18 protein-coding genes are annotated in these 19,645 nt (G+C 66.5%); 12 read left to right on the plus strand and 6 right to left on the minus strand.

What is annotated here, in order from left to right:
- Position 1: 1 nt before the first annotated feature.
- Genes leuS through holA form a run of 3 tightly spaced genes read left to right on the plus strand, consistent with a single transcriptional unit; the run spans position 2 to position 4,081 of the window.
- Positions 2-2,527, plus strand: a complete 2,526-nt coding sequence (gene leuS / locus KYN89_RS07980) for a leucine--tRNA ligase (protein ID WP_222824576.1) — start codon at positions 2-4, stop codon at positions 2,525-2,527.
- Positions 2,527-3,018 carry an LPS assembly lipoprotein LptE gene (lptE, locus tag KYN89_RS07985; protein WP_222824577.1) on the plus strand — a complete coding sequence of 164 codons (492 nt, stop codon included), beginning with the start codon at positions 2,527-2,529 and terminating at the stop codon, positions 3,016-3,018. The genes leuS and lptE overlap by 1 nt, the downstream gene beginning before the upstream one ends.
- Positions 3,019-3,031: 13 nt before the next feature.
- Positions 3,032-4,081, plus strand: coding sequence for a DNA polymerase III subunit delta (holA, locus tag KYN89_RS07990; protein WP_222824578.1), 1,050 nt, complete (start codon positions 3,032-3,034; stop codon positions 4,079-4,081).
- Positions 4,082-4,126: 45 nt separating this feature from the next.
- Here holA and KYN89_RS07995 read toward each other — a convergent pair whose 3' ends face one another.
- The 3 genes from KYN89_RS07995 to KYN89_RS08005 are packed head-to-tail and all read right to left on the minus strand — an operon-like array spanning position 4,127 to position 5,973.
- Complete coding sequence (locus KYN89_RS07995) at positions 4,127-4,666, minus strand: LptA/OstA family protein (RefSeq protein ID WP_222824579.1); 540 nt, start codon at positions 4,664-4,666, stop codon at positions 4,127-4,129.
- The gene (lptC, locus tag KYN89_RS08000) at positions 4,663-5,331 is read right to left on the minus strand and encodes an LPS export ABC transporter periplasmic protein LptC (protein WP_222824580.1); all 669 of its coding nucleotides are present in this window, start codon (positions 5,329-5,331) and stop codon (positions 4,663-4,665) included. Before lptC ends, KYN89_RS07995 begins: the two co-directional genes overlap by 4 nt.
- A 24-nt stretch (positions 5,332-5,355) precedes the next feature.
- Positions 5,356-5,973, minus strand: coding sequence for a ribonuclease D (locus KYN89_RS08005; protein ID WP_222824581.1), 618 nt, complete (start codon positions 5,971-5,973; stop codon positions 5,356-5,358).
- Positions 5,974-6,086: 113 nt separating this feature from the next.
- On the opposite strand from KYN89_RS08005, the gene ung reads away from it, so the two are divergent.
- A complete protein-coding gene (gene ung / locus KYN89_RS08010) occupies positions 6,087-6,773 on the plus strand; it encodes a uracil-DNA glycosylase (protein ID WP_222824582.1) in 687 nt (228 codons plus the stop codon).
- A 16-nt stretch (positions 6,774-6,789) separates the two neighbouring features.
- Here ung and KYN89_RS08015 read toward each other — a convergent pair whose 3' ends face one another.
- Positions 6,790-7,923, minus strand: coding sequence for a hypothetical protein (locus KYN89_RS08015; RefSeq protein ID WP_222824583.1), 1,134 nt, complete (start codon positions 7,921-7,923; stop codon positions 6,790-6,792).
- 12 nt (positions 7,924-7,935) lie between these two features.
- Positions 7,936-9,210, minus strand: coding sequence for a TIGR04063 family PEP-CTERM/XrtA system glycosyltransferase (locus KYN89_RS08020; protein WP_222824584.1), 1,275 nt, complete (start codon positions 9,208-9,210; stop codon positions 7,936-7,938).
- A 118-nt stretch (positions 9,211-9,328) separates the two neighbouring features.
- Here KYN89_RS08020 and KYN89_RS15445 point away from each other — a divergent pair, with 118 nt between their 5' ends.
- The 6 genes from KYN89_RS15445 to KYN89_RS08045 all read left to right on the plus strand — a co-directional run bounded on the left by KYN89_RS15445 (position 9,329) and on the right by KYN89_RS08045 (position 14,007).
- A complete protein-coding gene (locus KYN89_RS15445) occupies positions 9,329-9,460 on the plus strand; it encodes a hypothetical protein (RefSeq protein WP_283248531.1) in 132 nt (43 codons plus the stop codon).
- Positions 9,457-10,854, plus strand: a complete 1,398-nt coding sequence (locus KYN89_RS08025; protein ID WP_222824585.1) for a DUF5935 domain-containing protein — start codon at positions 9,457-9,459, stop codon at positions 10,852-10,854. The genes KYN89_RS15445 and KYN89_RS08025 overlap by 4 nt, the downstream gene beginning before the upstream one ends.
- Before the next feature lie 53 nt (positions 10,855-10,907).
- Positions 10,908-11,357, plus strand: a complete 450-nt coding sequence (locus KYN89_RS08030; protein WP_222824586.1) for a MaoC family dehydratase — start codon at positions 10,908-10,910, stop codon at positions 11,355-11,357.
- A 104-nt stretch (positions 11,358-11,461) separates the two neighbouring features.
- Complete coding sequence (locus KYN89_RS08035) at positions 11,462-12,643, plus strand: acetyl-CoA C-acyltransferase (RefSeq protein WP_222824587.1); 1,182 nt, start codon at positions 11,462-11,464, stop codon at positions 12,641-12,643.
- Positions 12,644-12,730: 87 nt separating this feature from the next.
- On the plus strand, positions 12,731-13,372 hold the full coding sequence (locus KYN89_RS08040; protein ID WP_222824588.1) for a hypothetical protein: 642 nt from the start codon (positions 12,731-12,733) through the stop codon (positions 13,370-13,372).
- 32 nt (positions 13,373-13,404) lie between these two features.
- Complete coding sequence (locus tag KYN89_RS08045; protein ID WP_222824589.1) at positions 13,405-14,007, plus strand: DUF4126 domain-containing protein; 603 nt, start codon at positions 13,405-13,407, stop codon at positions 14,005-14,007.
- Positions 14,008-14,031: 24 nt separating this feature from the next.
- Here KYN89_RS08045 and KYN89_RS08050 read toward each other — a convergent pair whose 3' ends face one another.
- Positions 14,032-15,267, minus strand: a complete 1,236-nt coding sequence (locus KYN89_RS08050) for a polyhydroxyalkanoate depolymerase (protein WP_222824590.1) — start codon at positions 15,265-15,267, stop codon at positions 14,032-14,034.
- A gap of 275 nt (positions 15,268-15,542) precedes the next feature.
- Here KYN89_RS08050 and KYN89_RS08055 point away from each other — a divergent pair, with 275 nt between their 5' ends.
- Both KYN89_RS08055 and KYN89_RS08060 read left to right on the plus strand, forming a co-directional pair.
- Entirely contained in the window at positions 15,543-17,279 is a 1,737-nt protein-coding gene (locus KYN89_RS08055; RefSeq protein ID WP_222824908.1) for an ABC transporter transmembrane domain-containing protein, read from the plus strand.
- A gap of 149 nt (positions 17,280-17,428) precedes the next feature.
- On the plus strand, positions 17,429-19,600 hold the full coding sequence (locus tag KYN89_RS08060) for a M13 family metallopeptidase (RefSeq protein WP_222824591.1): 2,172 nt from the start codon (positions 17,429-17,431) through the stop codon (positions 19,598-19,600).
- Positions 19,601-19,645 lie beyond the last annotated feature (45 nt).

Below are 19,645 nucleotides of genomic sequence, written 5' to 3' on the forward strand. Positions count from 1 at the left end.
TATGAACGACACGCGTTTCGACCCGTCGAGTGCCGACGGGCGCTGGCAGAAGGCATGGGACGAGGCCGAGTGCTTCCGTGCGGACAGCGCCAGCGACCGGCCCAAGAGCTACGTGCTCGAAATGTTTCCCTACCCTTCGGGGCGGATCCATATCGGGCACGTGCGCAACTACACGATGGGCGACGTGCTGGCGCGCTACAAGGCGATGCGCGGACACGAGGTGCTGCACCCGATGGGGTGGGATGCGTTCGGCATGCCGGCGGAAAACGCGGCAATGGAAAAGGGCGTCCACCCGGGCAAGTGGACTCGCGAGAACATCGAATCGATGAAGGCCCAGCTCAAGCGGCTGGGCTTCGCGCTCGACTGGAGCCGCGAACTCGCCACGTGTGAGCCCGAGTACTACGGGCACGAGCAGGCGCTGTTCATCGACCTGTTCGAGGCAGGGCTGGTCTATCGCAAGGAAAGCGAGGTCAACTGGGACCCCGTCGACCAGACCGTGCTCGCCAACGAGCAGGTGATCGAAGGCCGTGGCTGGCGCTCCGGCGCGGAGGTCGAGAAGCGCAAGCTTGCGCAGTGGTTCCTCAAGATCACCGATTTCGCCGAAGAGCTGCTCGACGGGCTCGAAAGCCTCGACAAGTGGCCCGACAAGGTCCGCCTGATGCAGGAAAACTGGATCGGCAAGAGCCGGGGCCTGCAGCTTGCGTTCGATCTCTCGGACGGCGGGCGGGTAGCGGTCTATTCGACCCGGCCCGACACGATCTACGGTGCGAGTTTCGTCGCGGTCGCGCCCGATCATCCGATCGCGCAGGCGGTTGCCGCGAAGGATCCAGGCGCGGCTGCCTTCATCGAGGAATGCAAACGCGGCGGGACCACTGCTGCCGACCTCGAAACGGCGGAAAAGAAGGGGTATCTGACCGCCCTGACCGCGCGCCACCCGCTGCTGGGCAGCGAGCTGCCGCTGTTCATCGCCAACTTCGTGCTGATGGATTACGGCACCGGCGCGGTGATGGGCGTGCCCGGCCACGACCAGCGCGATTTCGACTTCGCGCGCAAATACGACCTGCCGATCCTGCGCGTGGTCGGCGTCAGCGCCGCCGATGCGGACCGCCCGCTGGGCACGACCGCGGAGCCGGGCGAGGGCGTGCTGGTCAATTCCGGCCCGCTCGACGGGATGGACGTCGACAGCGCCAAGCAGTGGGTAATCGACCGGGCGGAACGCGAAGGCTGGGGCGAGGGCAAGACCGTCTGGCGCCTGCGCGACTGGGGCGTTTCGCGCCAGCGTTACTGGGGCACGCCGATCCCCTTCGTCCATTGCGATGCTTGCGGCGTGGTGCCGGTGCGCAAGGCCGATCTGCCGGTGACCCTGCCCGAGGATATCGACTTTGCGACCCCGGGCAATCCGCTCGCCCGGCACGAGAGCTGGAAGAACACCACCTGCCCCAAATGCGGCGGCGCGGCAGTGCGCGAAACCGACACGCTCGACACCTTCGTCGATTCCTCCTGGTATTTCCTGCGCTTTGCCAGCCAGCCCGCGGATCGCCCGTTCGAACCGGAAGAGGTCGCCAAGTGGCTGCCGGTGGAGCAGTATATCGGCGGGATCGAGCATGCGATCCTGCATCTGCTCTACGCACGCTTCTGGACCCGGGCGCTCGCCCGGCTGGGCATGGTCGAATTTACCGAGCCCTTCGCCAGCCTGTTCACGCAAGGCATGGTCACGCACGAGACCTATTTCCGGCGCGAGCCCGATTCGGGCCGGATGGTCTATTTCGCGCCCGAAGAAATCGCGCGCGACGCCAAGAGCGCGGTGCTCAAGGAAGACGGCTTCCCGGTCAGCATCGGCCGCGTGGTCAAGATGTCCAAGTCCAAGCGCAACGTGGTCGATCCCGATACGATCATCGCGCAATATGGCGCCGACGCCGTGCGCTGGTTCATGCTGTCCGACAGCCCGCCGGAACGCGATCTGCCATGGTCCGAAAGCGGCATCGAAGGTTGCGCGCGCTTCGTCCAGCGGGTGTGGCGTCTGGTCGGCGAACATGATCCGGCGGCGCAGGGCGAGGATGCCGATCTGGCGCGCAAGACCGCGCGCAGCGTGCACGACGTCGCCGAAACGATCGAGGCGCTGCACTTCAACAAGGCGGTCGCCAAGCTCTACGAACTGGTCGGTGCGCTCGAAAAAGCCGCGCCGTCTGCTTCGCGCACCCGGGGAATCCAGACGCTGTTCCAGCTGGTCGCGCCGATGATGCCGCACCTCGCCGAAGAGGCGTGGCATTCCATCGGCCAGCTGGGCCTCATCGCGAACGCGCCGTGGCCCGAGGTCGACGAGAGCCTGCTGGTCGAGGACGAGGTGACCATTGCGGTTCAGCACAGGGGCAAGCTGCGCGACACGCTGACCGTGCCCAAGGGCGCATCGAAAGAGACGCTGGAGGAACTGGCGCTGGCCAGCGACAAGGTCCAGCGCTCGATCGACGGAGCCGAGATCCGCAAGGTCATTGTGGTGCCCGACCGTCTGGTGAATATCGTCACCTGATGCGATTCGCGTTTGCCTTTCTCGCGCTGCTCGCGCTTTCGGCCTGCGGGCTCCAGCCGATCTATGCCGGAGCCAATGGCAAGGCGGCGATTGCCGACCTTTCGGCTATCGAAATCGCCCCGATCGAGGGCCGCGACGGCTGGCTGGTCGCCACCGCGCTGGAAGATCGGTTGTCGATCGGCCCGGCGGGCCAGACCCCGCGCTATCGCCTCGATATCCTGCTCGACGACGAGCTGGGCAGCCTCGGCCTGCTGAGCGACGAAACCGTCAGCCGCGAGCGGCGCACGCTGCGCGCGCGCTATCAGCTGGTCGACCTGTCGAGCGGGGCGATCCTGCTCGATTCGACCGCCGGTTCGGATGCAGGCATCGACGTCGTGTCGAGCGACTATGCCACCATCGCCGCAGAGCGCGCGGCGCTCGAACGGCTGGCCCAGGTCGTCGCCGACCAGATCGTGACGCGAGTCTCGCTGACGCTGCGCGCGCAAGACTGAGGCGCGCGGACGCATGGCGGCGGCGCGTCAGCAATCCCTCAAGGCCAATCAGAACACCTTCGGCCGGGTCGCCGGGCAGGCGGCGCGCGAGTGCCACACCTTCTTCCTGTGCGGGCCCGACGAAAGCGCCGCCTCCGCCGCAGCCGCGACGATCGTGGGCAATCTGGCGGATGCGGGAGAGCGGGTCGATCTGTCCGGGGCGGAACTGCGCCGCGATCCCGTAAGGCTGGCGGACGAGGCGCGCTCTTGCTCGCTGTTCGGCGATGCGCGCCACATTCTGGTGCGCGCCACCGGCGAGGAAGCGCATGATGCGCTCAAGCTCCATCTGGAGGCAGAGGGCGAGGCGTGCCCGGTGCTCGTCATTGCGGTCAACGCGACTGACAAGTCGCGCAGCGCGAAGCTGGTGGCGGGTGCGAAGGGCACGCTGGTCGCGATGTTCTATCCGCCCAATCTGGGCGACATGGCCAACACCGTGCGCGATCTCGCCGACCGGGCGGGGCTGCGGCTCGGCGGCGATCTGGCGCAGCGGATCGCCCGCGCCTCCGGCCTCGACCGGCGGCTGGCCGAGGCCGAGGTGGAGAAGCTGGCGCTATACCTCGATGCAGCGCCCGACACGCCCAAGACCGCCGATGCCGCCGCATGGGACGCGATCGGCGCGTCGAGCGAGGAGGACGGCTTCATGCCGCTGGTCAATGCGGCACTGGGCGGTCATGCCAAGCGGCTGCCCGGCGAACTGGCGCGGCTTCATACGCTGGCGCTCAACCCCGTCGGCGTGGCGCTGGCGTTCGAGCGGCGCGCGGCGCAGTTGGCGCAGCTTTCCGCACGGATGCGTCCGGGCGAGGATGTCGGCTCTTTCGTCGATGCGCAAAAGCGCGCGCGGCGGATCTTCTTCAAGGACGAGCGCGATCTGGCGGAACAGCTGCGGATCTGGCGTGGCAAACGGCTCGACCGGCTGGTCTCGCGCCTGACCGCGCTGCATCAGGCGCTGCTCGCCAACAGCCAGCAGGCCGAACTGCTTCTGAGCCAGGAAATCGCGTGGATCGCGCGAGTCGCTTCGCGCTAATCTAATGCGGTAGGGGCCCGCTCTGGAGCCGTAGGTACAGGAAAATCAGTCCTCGGGGACTGAGAAGGAGCCGGTCACCCGGCCGCCATTATCCGATCCGCCGGCACCGTCCACGCTGGAAAGACCGGTCCGCAGATCGATCGTCAGCCGCCCGCCATTGAGCGTGTCTGATCCGCGCTTAAGCCGGACATCGCCGGTCATGGTGATCACCCGCCGATTGAAATCGTACACCGCCACATTGCCGCGCGCACTTTCGTTGCCGCGGGTCACGGTGACCCCGCCGGTCGCGGAAATGCGCTGGATGCTGAGCGATCCGGCGTCCGAATAGTCGACGATGGTGCTCGCCGAAGTCATCCGCAGGTCGGCCTGTTCGATCACCACATTGCCCGACAGGACCACACGGTTCTGCCGGTCCTGCAGCTCGATCCGGTTGGCGGCGTAATCGACCGGCGCGTTGGAATTGTGCGCCGCAATCGCCTGCGCATGCAGCTGGATACCGGTGAGAGTGCACGCGGCCAGCGCGAAGCCGACCACGCCGGATCGGGCGGCCAGCCGGGAATTTTGGCGGATGAGGTGCGGGATCACTGCATGGTCTCCAATCGGCCCGGCACCATGCGCAGGCGCGCATCGCCGTCAAGCGTTATCGTTCGGGTCTCCAGATCGACCCGCAGGGTGTCGGCGGAGAAGGTGCCCGCGGGCACGGCGCCCGATACGCCTTCGTCGCCCACAAGAGTCTGGTCGCGCAGATCGACCGAAACGCCGCGCGCGACCAGGTTGTAGCCATCGGCCGCGTTGAGGATGATCGGGCCGGTCACATCGAGCACTTCGTCGGAAATCTTGTACGCGCCGCCCTCCGCGCGCAGCTGCGCGGGCCCCCCCTGCAGCAGGATCCGGGCGATGACCGTGTCCAGCCGCACGATCCCTTCCTTGCTCGACCTCTGGACTGCCTCGCGCGCGGTGAGCGAAAAGGGACGGCCCTGATTGTCGGACCCGCGATAGGTCGCGTTGTCGATCCTCAGCCGCTCGTCGATTTCCTGCACCTTGTCGCGATCGAGCACGAAGGAAACCTCGTCGCGCGGCGAGAAGGGGGCGATCACGAGGAAGGCGACGATCACCCCGGTCGCCATCGGCAGGGCGACCGCGAGGATCTTGATCAGGCGATCGTGAAACCCGCCGGGCGCGGCCTGGCGTTGCCGCCCGCGGCGCTGCCGGCTTGCCTCGCTCGTTTCTTCCACCTGATCGTGCTGCATGATGGGTTCAGACCCTAACCGGGCTTACTCGTGACTGAAGATGTCGGTGTCGGGCCAGCCGGCAATGTCCAGCCGCGCGCGGGTCGGCAGGAAATCGAAACAGGCCTGCGCGATTTCGGTGCGCCCTTCGCGTGCCAGCCGCTCTTCGAAAATATCGCGCAGCCGGTGGAGGTAACGCACGTCCGACGCGGCATATTCGCGCTGTGCGTCGTTGATCTTGGGCGCGCCCCAGTCGGAGCTTTGCTGCTGCTTGGAGATATCCTCGCCCAGCAGTTCGCTGACCAGCATCTTGAGCCCGTGGCGGTCGGTATAGGTGCGGGTCAGCTTGCTCGCGATCTTGGTACAGAACACCGGGGCGGCGGTGACGCCGAGCCAGTACTCGATCGCCGCGAGATCGAAGCGGCCGAAGTGGTACAGCTTGGTCCGCGCCGGATCGGCGAGGACCGCCTTGAGATTGGGCGCATCGAAGCTGCTGTCGACGCCGAAGCGGACCAGGTGTTCGTCGCCCTTGCCATCGCTGATCTGCACGAGGCACAGCCGGTCGCGCCGGGTGATGAGACCCATCGTCTCGGTATCGACCGCCACCGCGCCTTCGGCGAGCACGCCCTCGGGCAGGTCTTCCTCGTGAAAATATACGGCCATGGAGAACTTTCTTCGTCTGGTGCCAGCCCGCCCCTTGCGCGTTCCCTAGGCATATTGGGGAAAGAGGGGAAGGGCATCTGGCCTCTGCGCCCCCGGACCAATAGCGAGGGGGCATGGGCCAAGACCTACCCGATAGCTGGCAAGACACGCTGGCCCCGGTGCTCGCCACGCCGGAGGCGCGCAAGCTGGGCGGCTTTCTGCGCGCGGAGGAAGCAGCGGGCAAGGCGATCTATCCGCCGCAGGGCTGCCGGTTGCGCGCGCTGGAGCTGACCCCGCTCGACCAGGTCAAGGTCGTCATCCTTGGGCAGGACCCGTATCACGGGCCGGGGCAGGCGATGGGGCTGAGCTTCTCCGTCCCCGATGGCGTGCCGCATCCGCCCTCGCTGCGGAACATCTTCCGGGAACTGGCGGACGACTGCGGTATCCCGGCACCCGCGTCGGGCGACCTGACCGCATGGGCACGGCGCGGCGTGCTGCTGCTCAACAACACGCTGACCGTCGAGGCGGGCAATGCGGGCAGCCATGCGGGGCGCGGGTGGGACGCGATCACCGATGCCTGCGTCGCGGCGGTGGCGGCGCGCGAACAGCCGGCGGTGTTCATCCTGTGGGGCAGCCATGCGCAGAAGAAAGCGTCGCGGATTGCGGAGCTGAACGAGCCGACGCGCCACTGCGTGATTCGCTCGCCGCATCCCAGCCCGCTCTCGGCGCATCGCGGGTTCTTCGGCTCGAAGCCGTTCAGCCGCGCCAATGCGTTTCTGGAACAGGTCGGCCTAGGCCCGGTCGACTGGCAGATCGCCTGAGCGACTCCGCGCGCGCTCAGGCGACGTCGTCGAGTCGCGTCAGCCGGTCCAGCGCCACGCGCAACGCCCGGTCGATATCGCTTTCATCGGGCACGGATTTCGGCGCCAGCGCCGATTCGTGGCGATGTGCGCCGGTGCGCGGCGGGATGCCATGGCCAGCCTGCGCCTCGGCCTCACCCTGCAGGGCGCGGGCGAGACGTTCGACCAGTTCGGCAACCCCCAGCTCCTGCAATTCAGGCTCCTCGGCACGCGGCGTGGGCCAGACCGGCGGAGGAGGCGGCGCGGTGGGGCGCGACATCATCAGCTCGATCTGCGTGAGGTCGAGGGGGGGCAGTGCTTGTGCAGCGGGCGCGAAAGACAGCGGTTGGGCGGCGGGCGCTTCCTTGCGGCGCGGCTCTGCGTCCACCGGCTCTTCCTTCGAGACGAAATCGGCGAAAGGGTTGTAGCGCGAGGGTTGCGGGACGGGCGTCGGCTGAGCGATTTCCTGCTCGACCGGCCATGCGTCGTCGCTCCCGTCGTCCGAGGACACGTCAGCGCCAAAGACCTGCGGATCGTGCCCGGGCAGCGGCACGGATTCGTCCTGCTCGGCATCCTCTGTCTCGCCGGTCGGGATATCGGCATCGTGGCTACCCGAATCGCTCCATGCCGAGGCGAAATAGGGATCGTCGATCGGCGGGCCGATCTCGTCGGTCAGTTCGTAGTCGGCGTCTTGCGGCGGCGGGGCGGGGCGCTTCTTCTCCTCGGCCACCTCGTCCGCGTCTTCGTCTTCGACGCCGCGCACCATGCCGAGCGCCGCGCGAATATCGAGCGGCGCGCGCGCCTTTCTCTTGCGGGTCTTGCGCTCCGGTTCGGCGCTGGCTTCGATGGAGCGCGGGGCCTGCTCGTCATCGCTGCGCACGCGGCTCGCGATGAACAGACCCAGCAGCAGCCCCATGACGGCAGCGGCGGCGACAAAGACGATGCGCGTGTTCGGGCCGAACGGCGGTGCGCCGGAAAATGCCGCGTCGAACAATACCGGAGGCAGCAGCAGGCAGCCGCCGCCGAACAGCGCGGCGAACCACAGGCCGACGATGACGACGAAGGCCGTGCTGTGCGTAAATCCGGCAGCTTTGCCGGTGTGTGTCTGTGCGGTGTGATCGCTCTCGGTCACCCTGCTTGTCCTCTATCGCGTGCCGCCCTGGCTGGCGCGGACTCTCCCAGCGGGAACTGCCCACGCCGCGCCTTCGGGCGACCGATCCAAAGGCCTGCCTAGCAGGCGATGGTAAATGGCTTGATAACGCTGCGCATTTATCGCCCAGTCGCGTTCGAGCGCAACATACTTGCTCGCCCTTTCGCGGATCGCGGGCCATTCGTCCTGCCGATCGAGCATGTCGCCGAGCACGGTGGCCAATGCGTGCGGATCGTCGGCGGGGAACAGCAGCCCGGTCCGCCCGTGATCGATCAGTTCCTTGTGCCCGCCGACATCAGAGGCGGCGACGACTCGCCCCTGCGCCATTGCCTCCAGCGGCTTGAGCGGCGTGACCAGCTCGGTCAGTCGGCTGCGCTTACGCGGGAAGGCGAGAATGTCGATCAGCGAATAGTAATCGGCCACCTCGCCATGCGGGACGCGGCCTGCGAAGATGATCGAGTCGATCGCGCTCGATCCGTCTGCCTGTGCGCGCAGAGCGGCGTCATCCGGCCCGCCGCCGACCAGCAGCAGGCGCGCATCCGGGTGGCGACTTTGCAGCGCGGGCAGCGCCGCGATCAGATCGTCGAGCCCTTCGTAAGGGTAGAAACTGCCGATGAAGCCGATCACCGGGCCGTCGGTGAGGCCGAGTCGGGCGGCGAGTGCGGCGTTGCGCGGCGCGGGCTCGCCGAACTGGGTCAGGTCGACCGCATTGGGCGAAATGCCGATCTTGCCCGGCGGAAATCCCCGTCCGACCAGATCGCTGCGCAGCCCCTCGCAGATCGTGAAGACCGCGTCCGCGCGGGCCACGACATGGTTTTCGAGCAGCCGGGTCAGGCGGTACTTGGCCGACCCTTCGCGCCCGGTCCCGTTGGAGACCGCTGCGTCTTCCCAGAAGGCGCGAATCTCGTACGCCACGGGGATGCCCAGCTTCCTGCCCGCACTGACTGCGGCGAGGCCGCACAGCGCAGGCGAATGCGCGTGGATCACATCGGGCCGCCATTCCTTCGCCAATTGCACGATCGCATCGGCCTGCGCCTGCACCTCGCGCCACTCGCCGATCAGCGGCGGGCCGCCTGCCGCACCCTCGCTGCGATGAAAGGTGAGCCCTTCGCAGGTTTCCGCCTGCGGGCCGTCGGCGCTGTGGCGCGGACCGGTGAGCCCGCGCACATCCAGCCCCGCCGCCAGCTGCGCGCGCATGATGGCGCGGGTGCGGAAGGCGTAGCCGCTGTGCAGCGGCAGTGAGTGGTCGAGGACGTGAAGGACGCGCATGGCAGGCTGTGCCTAGCGCGGTGTCCTTAACGTCGCGTCAACTCGCCCCTGATAGCGCGGCTGCCAGATGGCCCGGAAACCTCCGTGCCTGCCACCTGCCCGATGGAGCATTCACGCCGTGATCGATATGGCCGTCATCGTTTCGATCCACGGATTGCTGCTGCTGGCGGCCTATCGGCTAATGCTGCGCGACGATCTCGATGAAGATCCGCCGCTCGACCAGGGAGGCACGGGCGACGCGGCGGCATGACCGACCTGTTTCTCCTCGGCTTTTTCGGCCTTCTCCTGCTGTTCGGGCTCAAGCGCCCGTTCCTGTGGGTCTGCGCCTATCTCTATGTCGATATCCTCGCCCCGCAGAAAATGGGCTTTGGGATCATCACCAGCGTGCCGGTCTCGCTGATCGCCTTCGCGGCGGCCTTCGGTGGCTGGCTGCTGATGGACAAGAAGACGAAGCTCACCTTCACCTTTCGTCAGGGGCTACTGGCGTTCCTGCTGGTGTGGAGCTGGTTCACGCTGCAGGGGGCCGAATTTACCGAGCCCGCGCTCGCCAAGTGGGACTGGGTGTGGAAGACGCTGGTGTTCGCGATCTTCCTGCCGTTCACCGTGACCACCAAGCTGCGCTTCGAAGCCGCCGCGCTGATCATGGTGCTGACGGCCGGGGCGATCATCATTTCCGGCGGGATCAAGACCGTGTTCGGCGGCGGCGGTTACGGCACGCTGTCGCTGTTCGTGAACGATAATAGCGGGATCTACGAGAGCTCGACCATCTCGACCGTGGCGATCGCGATCATTCCGCTGATCTACTGGTTCACCCGCTACGGAACGATCTTTCCCCCTAGCCTGCCGGTCAAGATCTTCGCGGCCTGTCTGGCAGGGGCCTGCCTGCTGATCCCGATCGGGACCGAGGCGCGCACTGGCCTGCTGTGCATTGCCATGCTCGGCCTGCTGATCCTGCGCGAAAGCCGCCACAAGCTGCTGCTCGCGGTCGGCGGCGTGCTGCTGTGCGTCGCAGCCTTCCCGTTCCTGCCGCAATCCTATGCCGACCGCATGGCCACGATGATGACTGCGGAGGAGGACGAAAGCGCCTCGACCCGGATGGCGGTGTGGGAATGGACGATCGACTACGCGAGGGACCGGCCGCTGGGCGGCGGGTTCGAGGCCTATCGCGCCAACAGCTTCACCTATCGCATGCCGCAGACGACGGGCGAGGGGAACATGACCACCACCCGGTTCGAGAAGGTGGTGGACGAGGGTCGCGCCTATCACTCGGCGATCTTCGAGATGCTGGGCGAACAGGGCTGGCCCGGCCTGATCGCGTGGCTGCTGCTCCAGGCGCTGGGCCTGTTGCAGATGGAACTGGTCCGGCGGCGAATGCGCAGGCGGGCAGACCCACAGGTCGAATGGCTCGGCCATCTGGCCATCGCGCTCCAATATGCGCAGCTGATCTATCTGGTCGGGGCGCTGTTTCAGGGGATCGCGTGGCAGCCCTTCATCATGATGCTGGCAGGGCTCCAGATCGCGCTGGCAATCTATGCGAAGCGCTATGATTCGCCGCAGGGTGCCACTGTGGGAGAGCGGCTGGCCGCACAGCGGCGCGCCGCCGCTCCCGATGCCGTAGCGACAGGCCCGGCTCCATTGCGCTAGCGCCCGGCATACGGCATGGAGCGCGCACAAATCCACGCAAAGGAGAGGCGCGCATGAGCCCGCAGGATATCGCTGAAAAGGTCGGCGAACAGATCGGCACCAGCCCCTGGGTTGAGATCAGCCAGGAACGGATCAACCAGTTCGCCGAGGCAACCGGCGACCACCAGTTCATCCACGTGAACGAGGAAGCGGCCAAGATGACGCCGTTCGGCGGCACCATCGCGCACGGCTTCCTGACGCTGTCGATGATTCCCTATCTCAGCGCCGAGGCAGACCTGCCCAAGCCCGACGGTATCAAGATGGCCGTCAACTACGGCGGCAACAAGACGCGCTTCATCAACCCGGTGCGGAGCGGAAAGAAGATCCGCGGCCACTGGAAGCTGCTCGAGATGACCGAGAAGCGCCCCGGCCAGTGGCAGCAGACGGTCGAGATCACGATCGAGATCGAAGGCGAGGATAAGCCCGCCCTGATCTGCGAATGGATGACGATGTTCTTCGTTTAAATCCCTGGCGTGAGGTCCCGGCGAAAGCCGGGACCTCACGCGACCAGGCAGCAAGAATTAAGAGGTCCCGGCTTTCGCTGGGACTCAGCAAGAGGACCCTTCCCATGACCCGTAGTGCAGTCATCGTTTCCACCGCACGCACCGCCATCGGCCGCGCCTACAAGGGCGGCTTCAACGACACCAAGGGCGCGACCCTCGGCTCGTACTCGCTCGCCCCCGCGATCGAGCGCGCCAAGATCGAAGCCGGCGAAATCAACGACGTGATCTGGGGCGCCGCGCTCCAGCAGGGTGCGCAGGCGGGCAACCTCGGCCGCCAGGTCGCGCTGCGTTCGGGCTGCCCGATCGGCGTCTCGGGCATGACGATCGACCGCCAGTGCTCGTCGGGCCTGATGGCGATCTCGACCGCTGCAAAGCAGATCATCGTCGACAACATGGATATCGTCGCGGGCGGCGGGCAGGAATCGATCAGCCTCGTCCAGACCCCCGAAATGCGCGTCATGCCCGATCCCGAACTGATGGCGATGCACAACGCGGTCTACATGCCGATGCTGCAGACGGCCGAAACGGTCGCCCAGCGCTACGGCATCAGCCGTGACGCGCAGGACGAATACGCGCTGCGCTCGCAGCAGCGCACCGCCAAGGCGCAGGAAGAGGGCAAGTTCGACGACGAAATCGTGCCCGTCACCGTCACCATGAAGGTGAAGGACAAGGAAACCGGCGAGGTTTCCGAGAAGGAAGTGACCGTCGCCAAGGACGAGGGCAACCGGCCCGAGACCACGCTGGAAGGGCTGCAGTCGCTCAAGCCCGTGCTCGGCCCCGACAGCACGATCACTGCCGGTAACGCCAGCCAGCTGTCCGACGGTTCGTCCGCCAGCATCCTGATGGAAGAAAAGCTGGCCGAAAAGCGCGGCCTGACCCCGCTCGGCCGCTATGTCGGCATGGCGGTTGCGGGCACCGAGCCCGACGAAATGGGCATCGGCCCGGTCTTCGCGATTCCCGCCGTGCTCGAACGCACCGGCCTCAAGATGAGCGATATCGGCCTTTGGGAACTGAACGAAGCCTTCGCGGTGCAGGTGCTGTACTGCCGCGACAAGCTCGGCATCCCCGACGAAGACCTCAACGTCAATGGCGGCTCGATCTCGATCGGCCACCCCTACGGCATGACCGGGGCACGCTGCGTCGGCCACGCGCTGATCGAAGGCAAGCGTCGTGGTGCGAAGTATGTCTGCGTGACCATGTGCGTCGGTGGCGGCATGGGCGCAGCGGGGATTTTCGAAGTCCTCTGACGCCTCGCGAATGTGCGGAACATGGGCGGCGCTCGGGAAACCGGGCGCCGCCCTTTTCGTTTGGGCGGAAGGCGGGTGGAGGTTTCTATGATGGTGAGGACGATCGGATTGGCGCTCGCCGCGATGGCGCTGGTGGGCTGTCAGGGACAAGGCGAGCCGGACGAAGACGCCGCCGCGCCCGCGCAGACCGGCGAAGGGCTCACGCCCGCCTCATCGTCGCCAGGCGTGGCTGATGGGGACACGCCAGCAGCCAATTCGGACGAATTTTCATCGCATTACACTCCGCTTGATCTCGCGGCCTGCGAGGTGACCGACTCGGAAAGCGAGGAGGGCCAGTGGGCGGAGCGGACCTGCCCCGCCTATCGCGGCGTCTCGCTGTTCGTGGACGACGGCGATGGACGCTTCGACATCGACGCGGGCGTGCGCAACGAGGCGTTTCAGTCTCTGGGCGCTTTCAACGATCCACCCGACACGATCGAATGGCGGATGAAGGACGGCGTGCCCTTCGCGATCATCTACCGCCTGAGTGACGCCACCCCCGAAGGCGCGGGGCGCACCGTGCTGATGGTCGAGCGGATCGGGACGGCACAGCAGCCGGGCTGCACCATTGCGCAGGTGGCAGGGAGCGCGCGAGAGGCGAATGTTCGCGCCCGCCAGTTCGCGGACCGTGCCGCCGCAGGGTTCGACTGCACCGAGAGCCAACCGGCGACCGTGGGCAACGCCCGCTGATGCAAACCGAGTGATCGTGCTATAGCGCGCCCATGGGCATCATCGAACTCCTCGGTCTTGCGGGCAGTGTCAGCCTGCTGTCGGGCTGGCGGCTCTACGCCACGATCCTGGTCACCGGGCTCGCCATGCGGACCGGATGGGTGCCGTTACCCGAGCAGCTTCAGGTGCTCGATGTCCTCGCCAATCCGTGGGTGCTGGGCGTCGCAGGCGTCGGAGTGGTGATGGAATTCCTCGCCGACAAGGTCATGTGGCTCGATTCGATCTGGGATGCGGTCCATTCGCTGATCCGACCGGTCGGGGGCGCGCTGCTGGCGCTGGCGATTGTCGATCCGTCCGATCCGACATGGCAGGTCATCGCCTTCCTGCTCGGCGGCGGGGCGGCCTTCGCTGCCCATGCGGGCAAGGCGAGCGCGCGCGCCGCGATCAACACCAGTCCCGAACCGGTCAGCAATGTCGTCGCCTCGACCGCGGAGGATGTTGCCACCGTCGGCCTGCTCGCGCTGGCCTTCGCCAACCCGGTGATCGCGGCGGTGATCGCCGCCGTGCTGCTGGTGCTCAGCATCGTGCTGATCGTGGTCGTGGGGCGGACCGTGAGGCGCGTCCTCAAGCGAACGCCGAAGCCAGACGCAGCCTAGCGCGCCCGACCGGCTGCGGCTCTATCAGCCGTGTTCGCCCATGAACTCCTCGACCACCGGCGCGATCTTCGTGCGCCACTTGCTGCCGTTGAAGATGCCATAATGGCCTGCGCCCTCTGCGAGGTAGTAGCGCTTTTTCTTCTCGGACAGGTTGCGCGCGAGCGGCAGTGCGGCCTTCGTCTGGCCGATGCCCGAGATATCGTCGCGCTCGCCCTCGACCGCGAGCAGCGCGGTAGTGGTGATGTCGCCCAGGTCAATCACCTTGCCGCGATGCTCCAGCTCGTTGTTGGGCAGCGAGTGCTTCTGGAACACTTCTTCGACCGTCTGGAGATAGAATTCCGCCGTCATGTCGCAGACGCTGCGATATTCCTCGTAGAAATCCTTGGTCTGCTGCGCGCTGTCATCGTCGCCCGCGACCAGATGCTTGTACATCTCGTAATGCGAGAGGATGTGGCCGCCCAGGTTCATGCTCATGAAGCTCGCCAGCTGCATGAAGCCGGGATAGACGCGCCGCCCGCTGCCCGCATATTGGGCGGGCACGGTGGCAATCACGTTCTGGCGGAACCAGCTGAGCGGCCGCTTCATCGCCATGTCGTTGACCGTGGTCGGGCTTTCGCGCGTGTCGATCGGCCCGCCCATCATGGTCAGCGTCTTGGGTGAGGCCTTGTCCTTCGCGCCGTTCATCAGCGCGGTCGCGGCGAGTGCGGGAACCGAGGGCTGGCAAACCGCGACCACATGCGCGGCCTTGCCATCGTTGCGCTGCGCGATCTCCTGCAGGAACTCGACGATGTAATCGATATAGTCGTCGAGATCGAAGCGCCCTTCGGCGAGCGGGATGTCGCGCGCATCGTGCCAGTCGGTGATGTAGACCTCGGCATTTTCGACCATCCGCTCGACCGTGCCGCGCAGCAGCGTGGCGAAATGGCCGCTCATCGGGGCGACGATCAGCACTGCAGGCGCATCGTCGGGCAGGTTCGCGCGGCGGAAGCGCTTGAGATCGCCGAAGGGGCGGTGAAGCACCAGCGTTTCGGACACCGGATCGGCCTTGCCCTTCACGGTGACGCTTTCGATGTCGAATTCCGGCTTGCCGCGCCGGATCGTTGCATGCGCGAACACCTCCAGTGCAGAGCCAGCGATCGGTCCGATGCCGGTATAGGCCATCGGGTTGCGCGGATTGGTCAGCAGTTCGGAGCCGATCGAGGCCATGGCGCTGGCGCTGTTGAGCCAGGCGGCCTGCAGTTCATAGGCGTGGTAGAGCACGGGGAGCCTCTTACATTCAGTGTCGGGGCGAAAATCGCCTCCGGGTTGGCCGATAGCCTGCCCGGGTTCATGCCGTTGTGCAACGCACAATGTACTATAGCCAACGTACGAGGTGGATGAGGTGTCCATCGACCGTGGATTTCCCTCGGCCGGGCGGCTAGGCGGGAGCACACATGGCTCGCGAAGATCAGACTCACAAAGGCCGGCGACGGCGGGGTGGCGTACCGGACGACGCGGCCGGCCCGCCCAAGGCTCGCTCGCTCGCTCCCTTGCGCATGGTCTATCGCGAGGCGGCCCGCTACCCGCGAGAGATCGCCTTTGCCGCCGCCGCGCTGATCACCACCGCCGCCGCGACGCTGGCAATCCCCTGGCGTTTCAAGGTGATCGTCGACGATGCCTTCAGTGGCGGTGCCGGGGCCGAGCAGATCGCGCACGCCTTCGAATACCTGCTGATGATTGTCGTCGTGCTCGGGATCGGCACCGCGCTGCGGTTCTATTTCGTCAGCTGGCTGGGCGAGCGGGTGGTCGCCAATATCCGGCTGAAGGTCCAGGAAAACCTGCTGCGGCAGTCGCCGAGCTTCTACGAGGAAAACAGCCCGAAGGAGATTTCGAGCCGGATGACCTCAGACACCGCGATCATCGAGACGGTCGTCGGGACGACGGTCTCGGTCGCGCTGCGCAACAGCCTGACCGCGATCGGCGGCATCCTGTTTCTGCTCTATCTCGCGCCGTCTCTGACCTTGGGCTTGCTGATCGGGATTCCGCTGGTGCTCGCGCCCATCGTGTTCTTTGGGCGCAAGATCCGCACGGTCTCGCGCTCCAACCAGGACCGGGTCGCCGATGTCGGCGCCTATGTCACCGAAGTGCTTGGCGCGATGCCGATCGTCCAGAGTTTCGGTCAGGAAAAGCGCGAGAGCAAGCGCTTCGCCGGCGTTGTGGAGCGGACCTTCGATAGTGCCAAGAGCCGCATCCTGCTGCGCGCGGCGATGACCTCCATCGTCATCGTGCTGATCTTCGGCGGGATCACGCTGGTGATGTGGCGCGGGGCCATCGCTGTGTCGGAAGGCGCTATCACCGGCGGCACGATCACCGCCTTCGTGATTACCGGCGGGCTGGTCGCGGGCGCGTTCGGGTCGCTGACCGAGGTCTATGGCGACCTGCTGCGCGGCGCAGGCGCGGCGGACCGCTTGGCCGAACTGCTGCACGCGGAGCCTGCCATCGCCCCGCCGCCCAAACCGCAGCCGCTGCCCGTGCCCGCGCGCGGCAGCCTGTCGTTCCGCAATGTCAGCTTCACCTATCCCAGCCGCCCCGGCGAGGTCGTGATCGACGACCTGACGCTGGAGATCGAGCCCGGCGAAACCGTCGCACTGGTCGGCCCTTCGGGGGCGGGCAAGTCGACGCTCTTCATGCTCGCCCAGCGGTTCTACGACCCGGACGAGGGCACGATCCGGCTCGACGGGATTGCCTTGCCGAGCGCCGATCCGGCTGAAATCCGCGAGCGGATGGCCTTCGTCCCGCAGATCGGCACGCTGTTTTCCGGCAATGCGCGCGACAACCTGCGCTACGGCCGCTGGGATGCGAGCGATGAGGAGATCTGGGAGGCCGCGCGCCTCGCCAATGCGGCCGACTTTATCGAAGCGCTGCCGCAGGGTCTCGACACCAATCTGGGCGAGGACGGCACGCGCTTGTCCGGCGGGCAGCAGCAGCGACTCGCGATCGCCCGGGCGATCCTGCGCGATTCGCCGATCCTGCTGCTCGACGAGGCGACCAGCGCGCTCGACGCGCAGAGCGAGCGGCTGGTGCAGGAAGCGCTCGCCCACGTGATGCGCGGGCGGACCACGCTGGTCATCGCGCACCGCCTCGCCACCGTGCGCGAGGCGGACCGGACCGTGGTGATGGACGGTGGCCGGATCGTGCAGCAGGGCACCCATTCCGAACTGGTCGCACGCGGCGGGCTCTATGCGCAGCTGGCCAAGCTGCAATTCGACGCGCCGCGCAGCGACACCGCCTGATTGCGGCGCTGCCTCAATCGACGAGCGACAGACTCGGCCCGACGAGCGTCGCTGTACCTGGCCCGCATGGGCGTATGACGGCACCATGCGCAATCCGCCGTTCATCGCGGGCGGCGATAGAAGCAAATCTTTGAACAAGGGGCATAATCATGATCCGAACCTTCCTAGCCACCGCTAGCGTCGCCGCGCTGGCGATCGCCGCGCCCGCCGCCGCCCATGAGGGCGACGCGCCCGACGGGATCGAGATGCTGTTGCAGGACAATGGCTCGACCGAGGGCGAAACCGCCACGCCGACCATGAGCTTCGGCGAATGGGGCGTCGACACCTCGCTGCTGTCCGACACGATCGATCCGGGCGACGACTTCTTCGCCTACGTCAATCAGAAGTGGCTCGATGCGAACCCGCTGCCGCCCGAATACAGCCGCTTCGGCGCGTTCAACCTGCTGCGCGAGAAATCGACCAGCGATGTGAACACGCTGGTCGACAGCCTGCTCAAGAAGCCCGCCGCGCAGCTGACTTCGGACGAGAAGCGTATCGTCGACGCCTATAATTCCTATTTCGACACCGACGCGATCAATGCCGCAGGGCTCGCGCCTGCGCAGCCCTACCTCGACAAGATCCGCGATGCGGGCACGCTGGCGGAGCTCGCCACGCTGTGGGGCACGCCGGGCTATTCCTCGCCGATGGGCGGCGGCGTCAGCGTCGATTCGAAAGAGCCGACCCGCTATTCGGTCTATGTCGGATCGGGCGGCCTCGGCCTGCCGGACCGCGACTACTATCTCGACGAGACGGACAAGGGCCGCGAGATCCAGGCCAAGTATCGCGAATACCTGACCTTCCTGCTGAAAGAGGCAGGCTATGACGATCCTGCCGCGATGGCCCAGTCGGTCTACAACTTCGAAGACAGCATCGCCCGCAAGGTCTCCTGGGACCGCGCGACGCGCCGCAACCGCGACCTGACCTACAACGCACTGACGCCTGAAGAACTGGGCGCGCTGGCGGGTGGCTTCCCGCTGACCGCGCTGCTCACCGCGAGCGGCTTTGCCGACACCGACCGATTCATCGTCGGCGACCTTCCGCCCAGCCTCGAGCAGGCGAAGGAGCTCGGCCTGACGGACGAGACGCTCGACAAGATCGGCGGCGGCACGCCCGCGCTGATGGAGCTGGCGGTGAACACCCCGGTCGAGGTGCTGCAGGCCTGGACGATCAAGGAATTTCTCGAAAACAACGCCTCGGTCCTGCCCTCGCGCTTCGACGAGGCGGATTTCGCGTTCTACGGCAAGGTGCTGCAGGGCACGCCCGAACAGCGCCCCCGGTGGAAGCGTGCGATCGACGAGACCGAAGGCCTGCTGGGCGAGCTGCTCGGCAAGTCCTACGTCGCGGAATATTTCCCGGCGGAGAACAAGGCCGCGATGGAAGACCTGGTGGCCAACCTGCGCGTCGCGCTGCGCCAGTCGATCGGTGAGATCGACTGGATGGGCGAGGCGACCAAGGAAGAAGCGCTCGACAAGCTCGACAGCTTCGATCCCAAGATCGGCTACCGTGACAATCTGGAAACCTATCAGGGGCTCACCATCACTCCGGGCGATCCGATCGCCAACCGGATGGCTGCGGCCCGCTGGCAGTGGAAGGACAACCTTTCCAAGCTGGGCGGCCCGATCGACCGGACCGAGTGGTTCATGCTGCCCCAGACGGTCAACGCCTACTACAACTCGACCAAGAACGAGATCGTCTTCCCCGCCGCAATCCTGCAGCAGCCGTTCTTCGCGCTGAGCAATGATCCGGCCGTGAACTATGGCGGGATCGGCGGCGTCATCGGCCACGAAATGGGCCACGGCTTCGACGATCAGGGTTCCAAGTCCGACGGCACCGGCATGCTGCGCAACTGGTGGACCGACGCCGACCGCGCCGCGTTCGACAAGCTGGGCGATGCGCTGGTCGCGCAGTACAACAGCTACTGCCCGCTCGACGATGGCGAGACCTGCGTGAACGGTCGCCTGACGCTGGGCGAGAATATCGGCGACCTCGGCGGGCTCAGCCTCGCCTACCGCGCCTACAAGCTCAGCCTCAATGGCAAGGAAGACAAGGTGATCGACGGGCTGACCGGCGACCAGCGCTTCTTCCTCGCCTGGGCGCAGGTATGGCGCAGCCAGCAGCGCGAGGAGGCGGCCCGCACCCGCCTGCTGACCGATCCGCACAGCCCGGAAGAGTTCCGGGTCAACGGCATCGTGCGCAACATGGATGCGTGGTACGACGCGTTCAACGTGACCCCGCAGGACGATCTGTACCTGCCGCCCGAAGAGCGGATCCGGATCTGGTAAGCGGGCATAAGCCTGTCATCCTGACACTGTGGGGCCGCGCGAGCT

The organism is Alteriqipengyuania abyssalis, assembly GCF_019857185.1.
In the GTDB taxonomy this organism is placed as follows: domain Bacteria; phylum Pseudomonadota; class Alphaproteobacteria; order Sphingomonadales; family Sphingomonadaceae; genus Alteriqipengyuania; species Alteriqipengyuania abyssalis.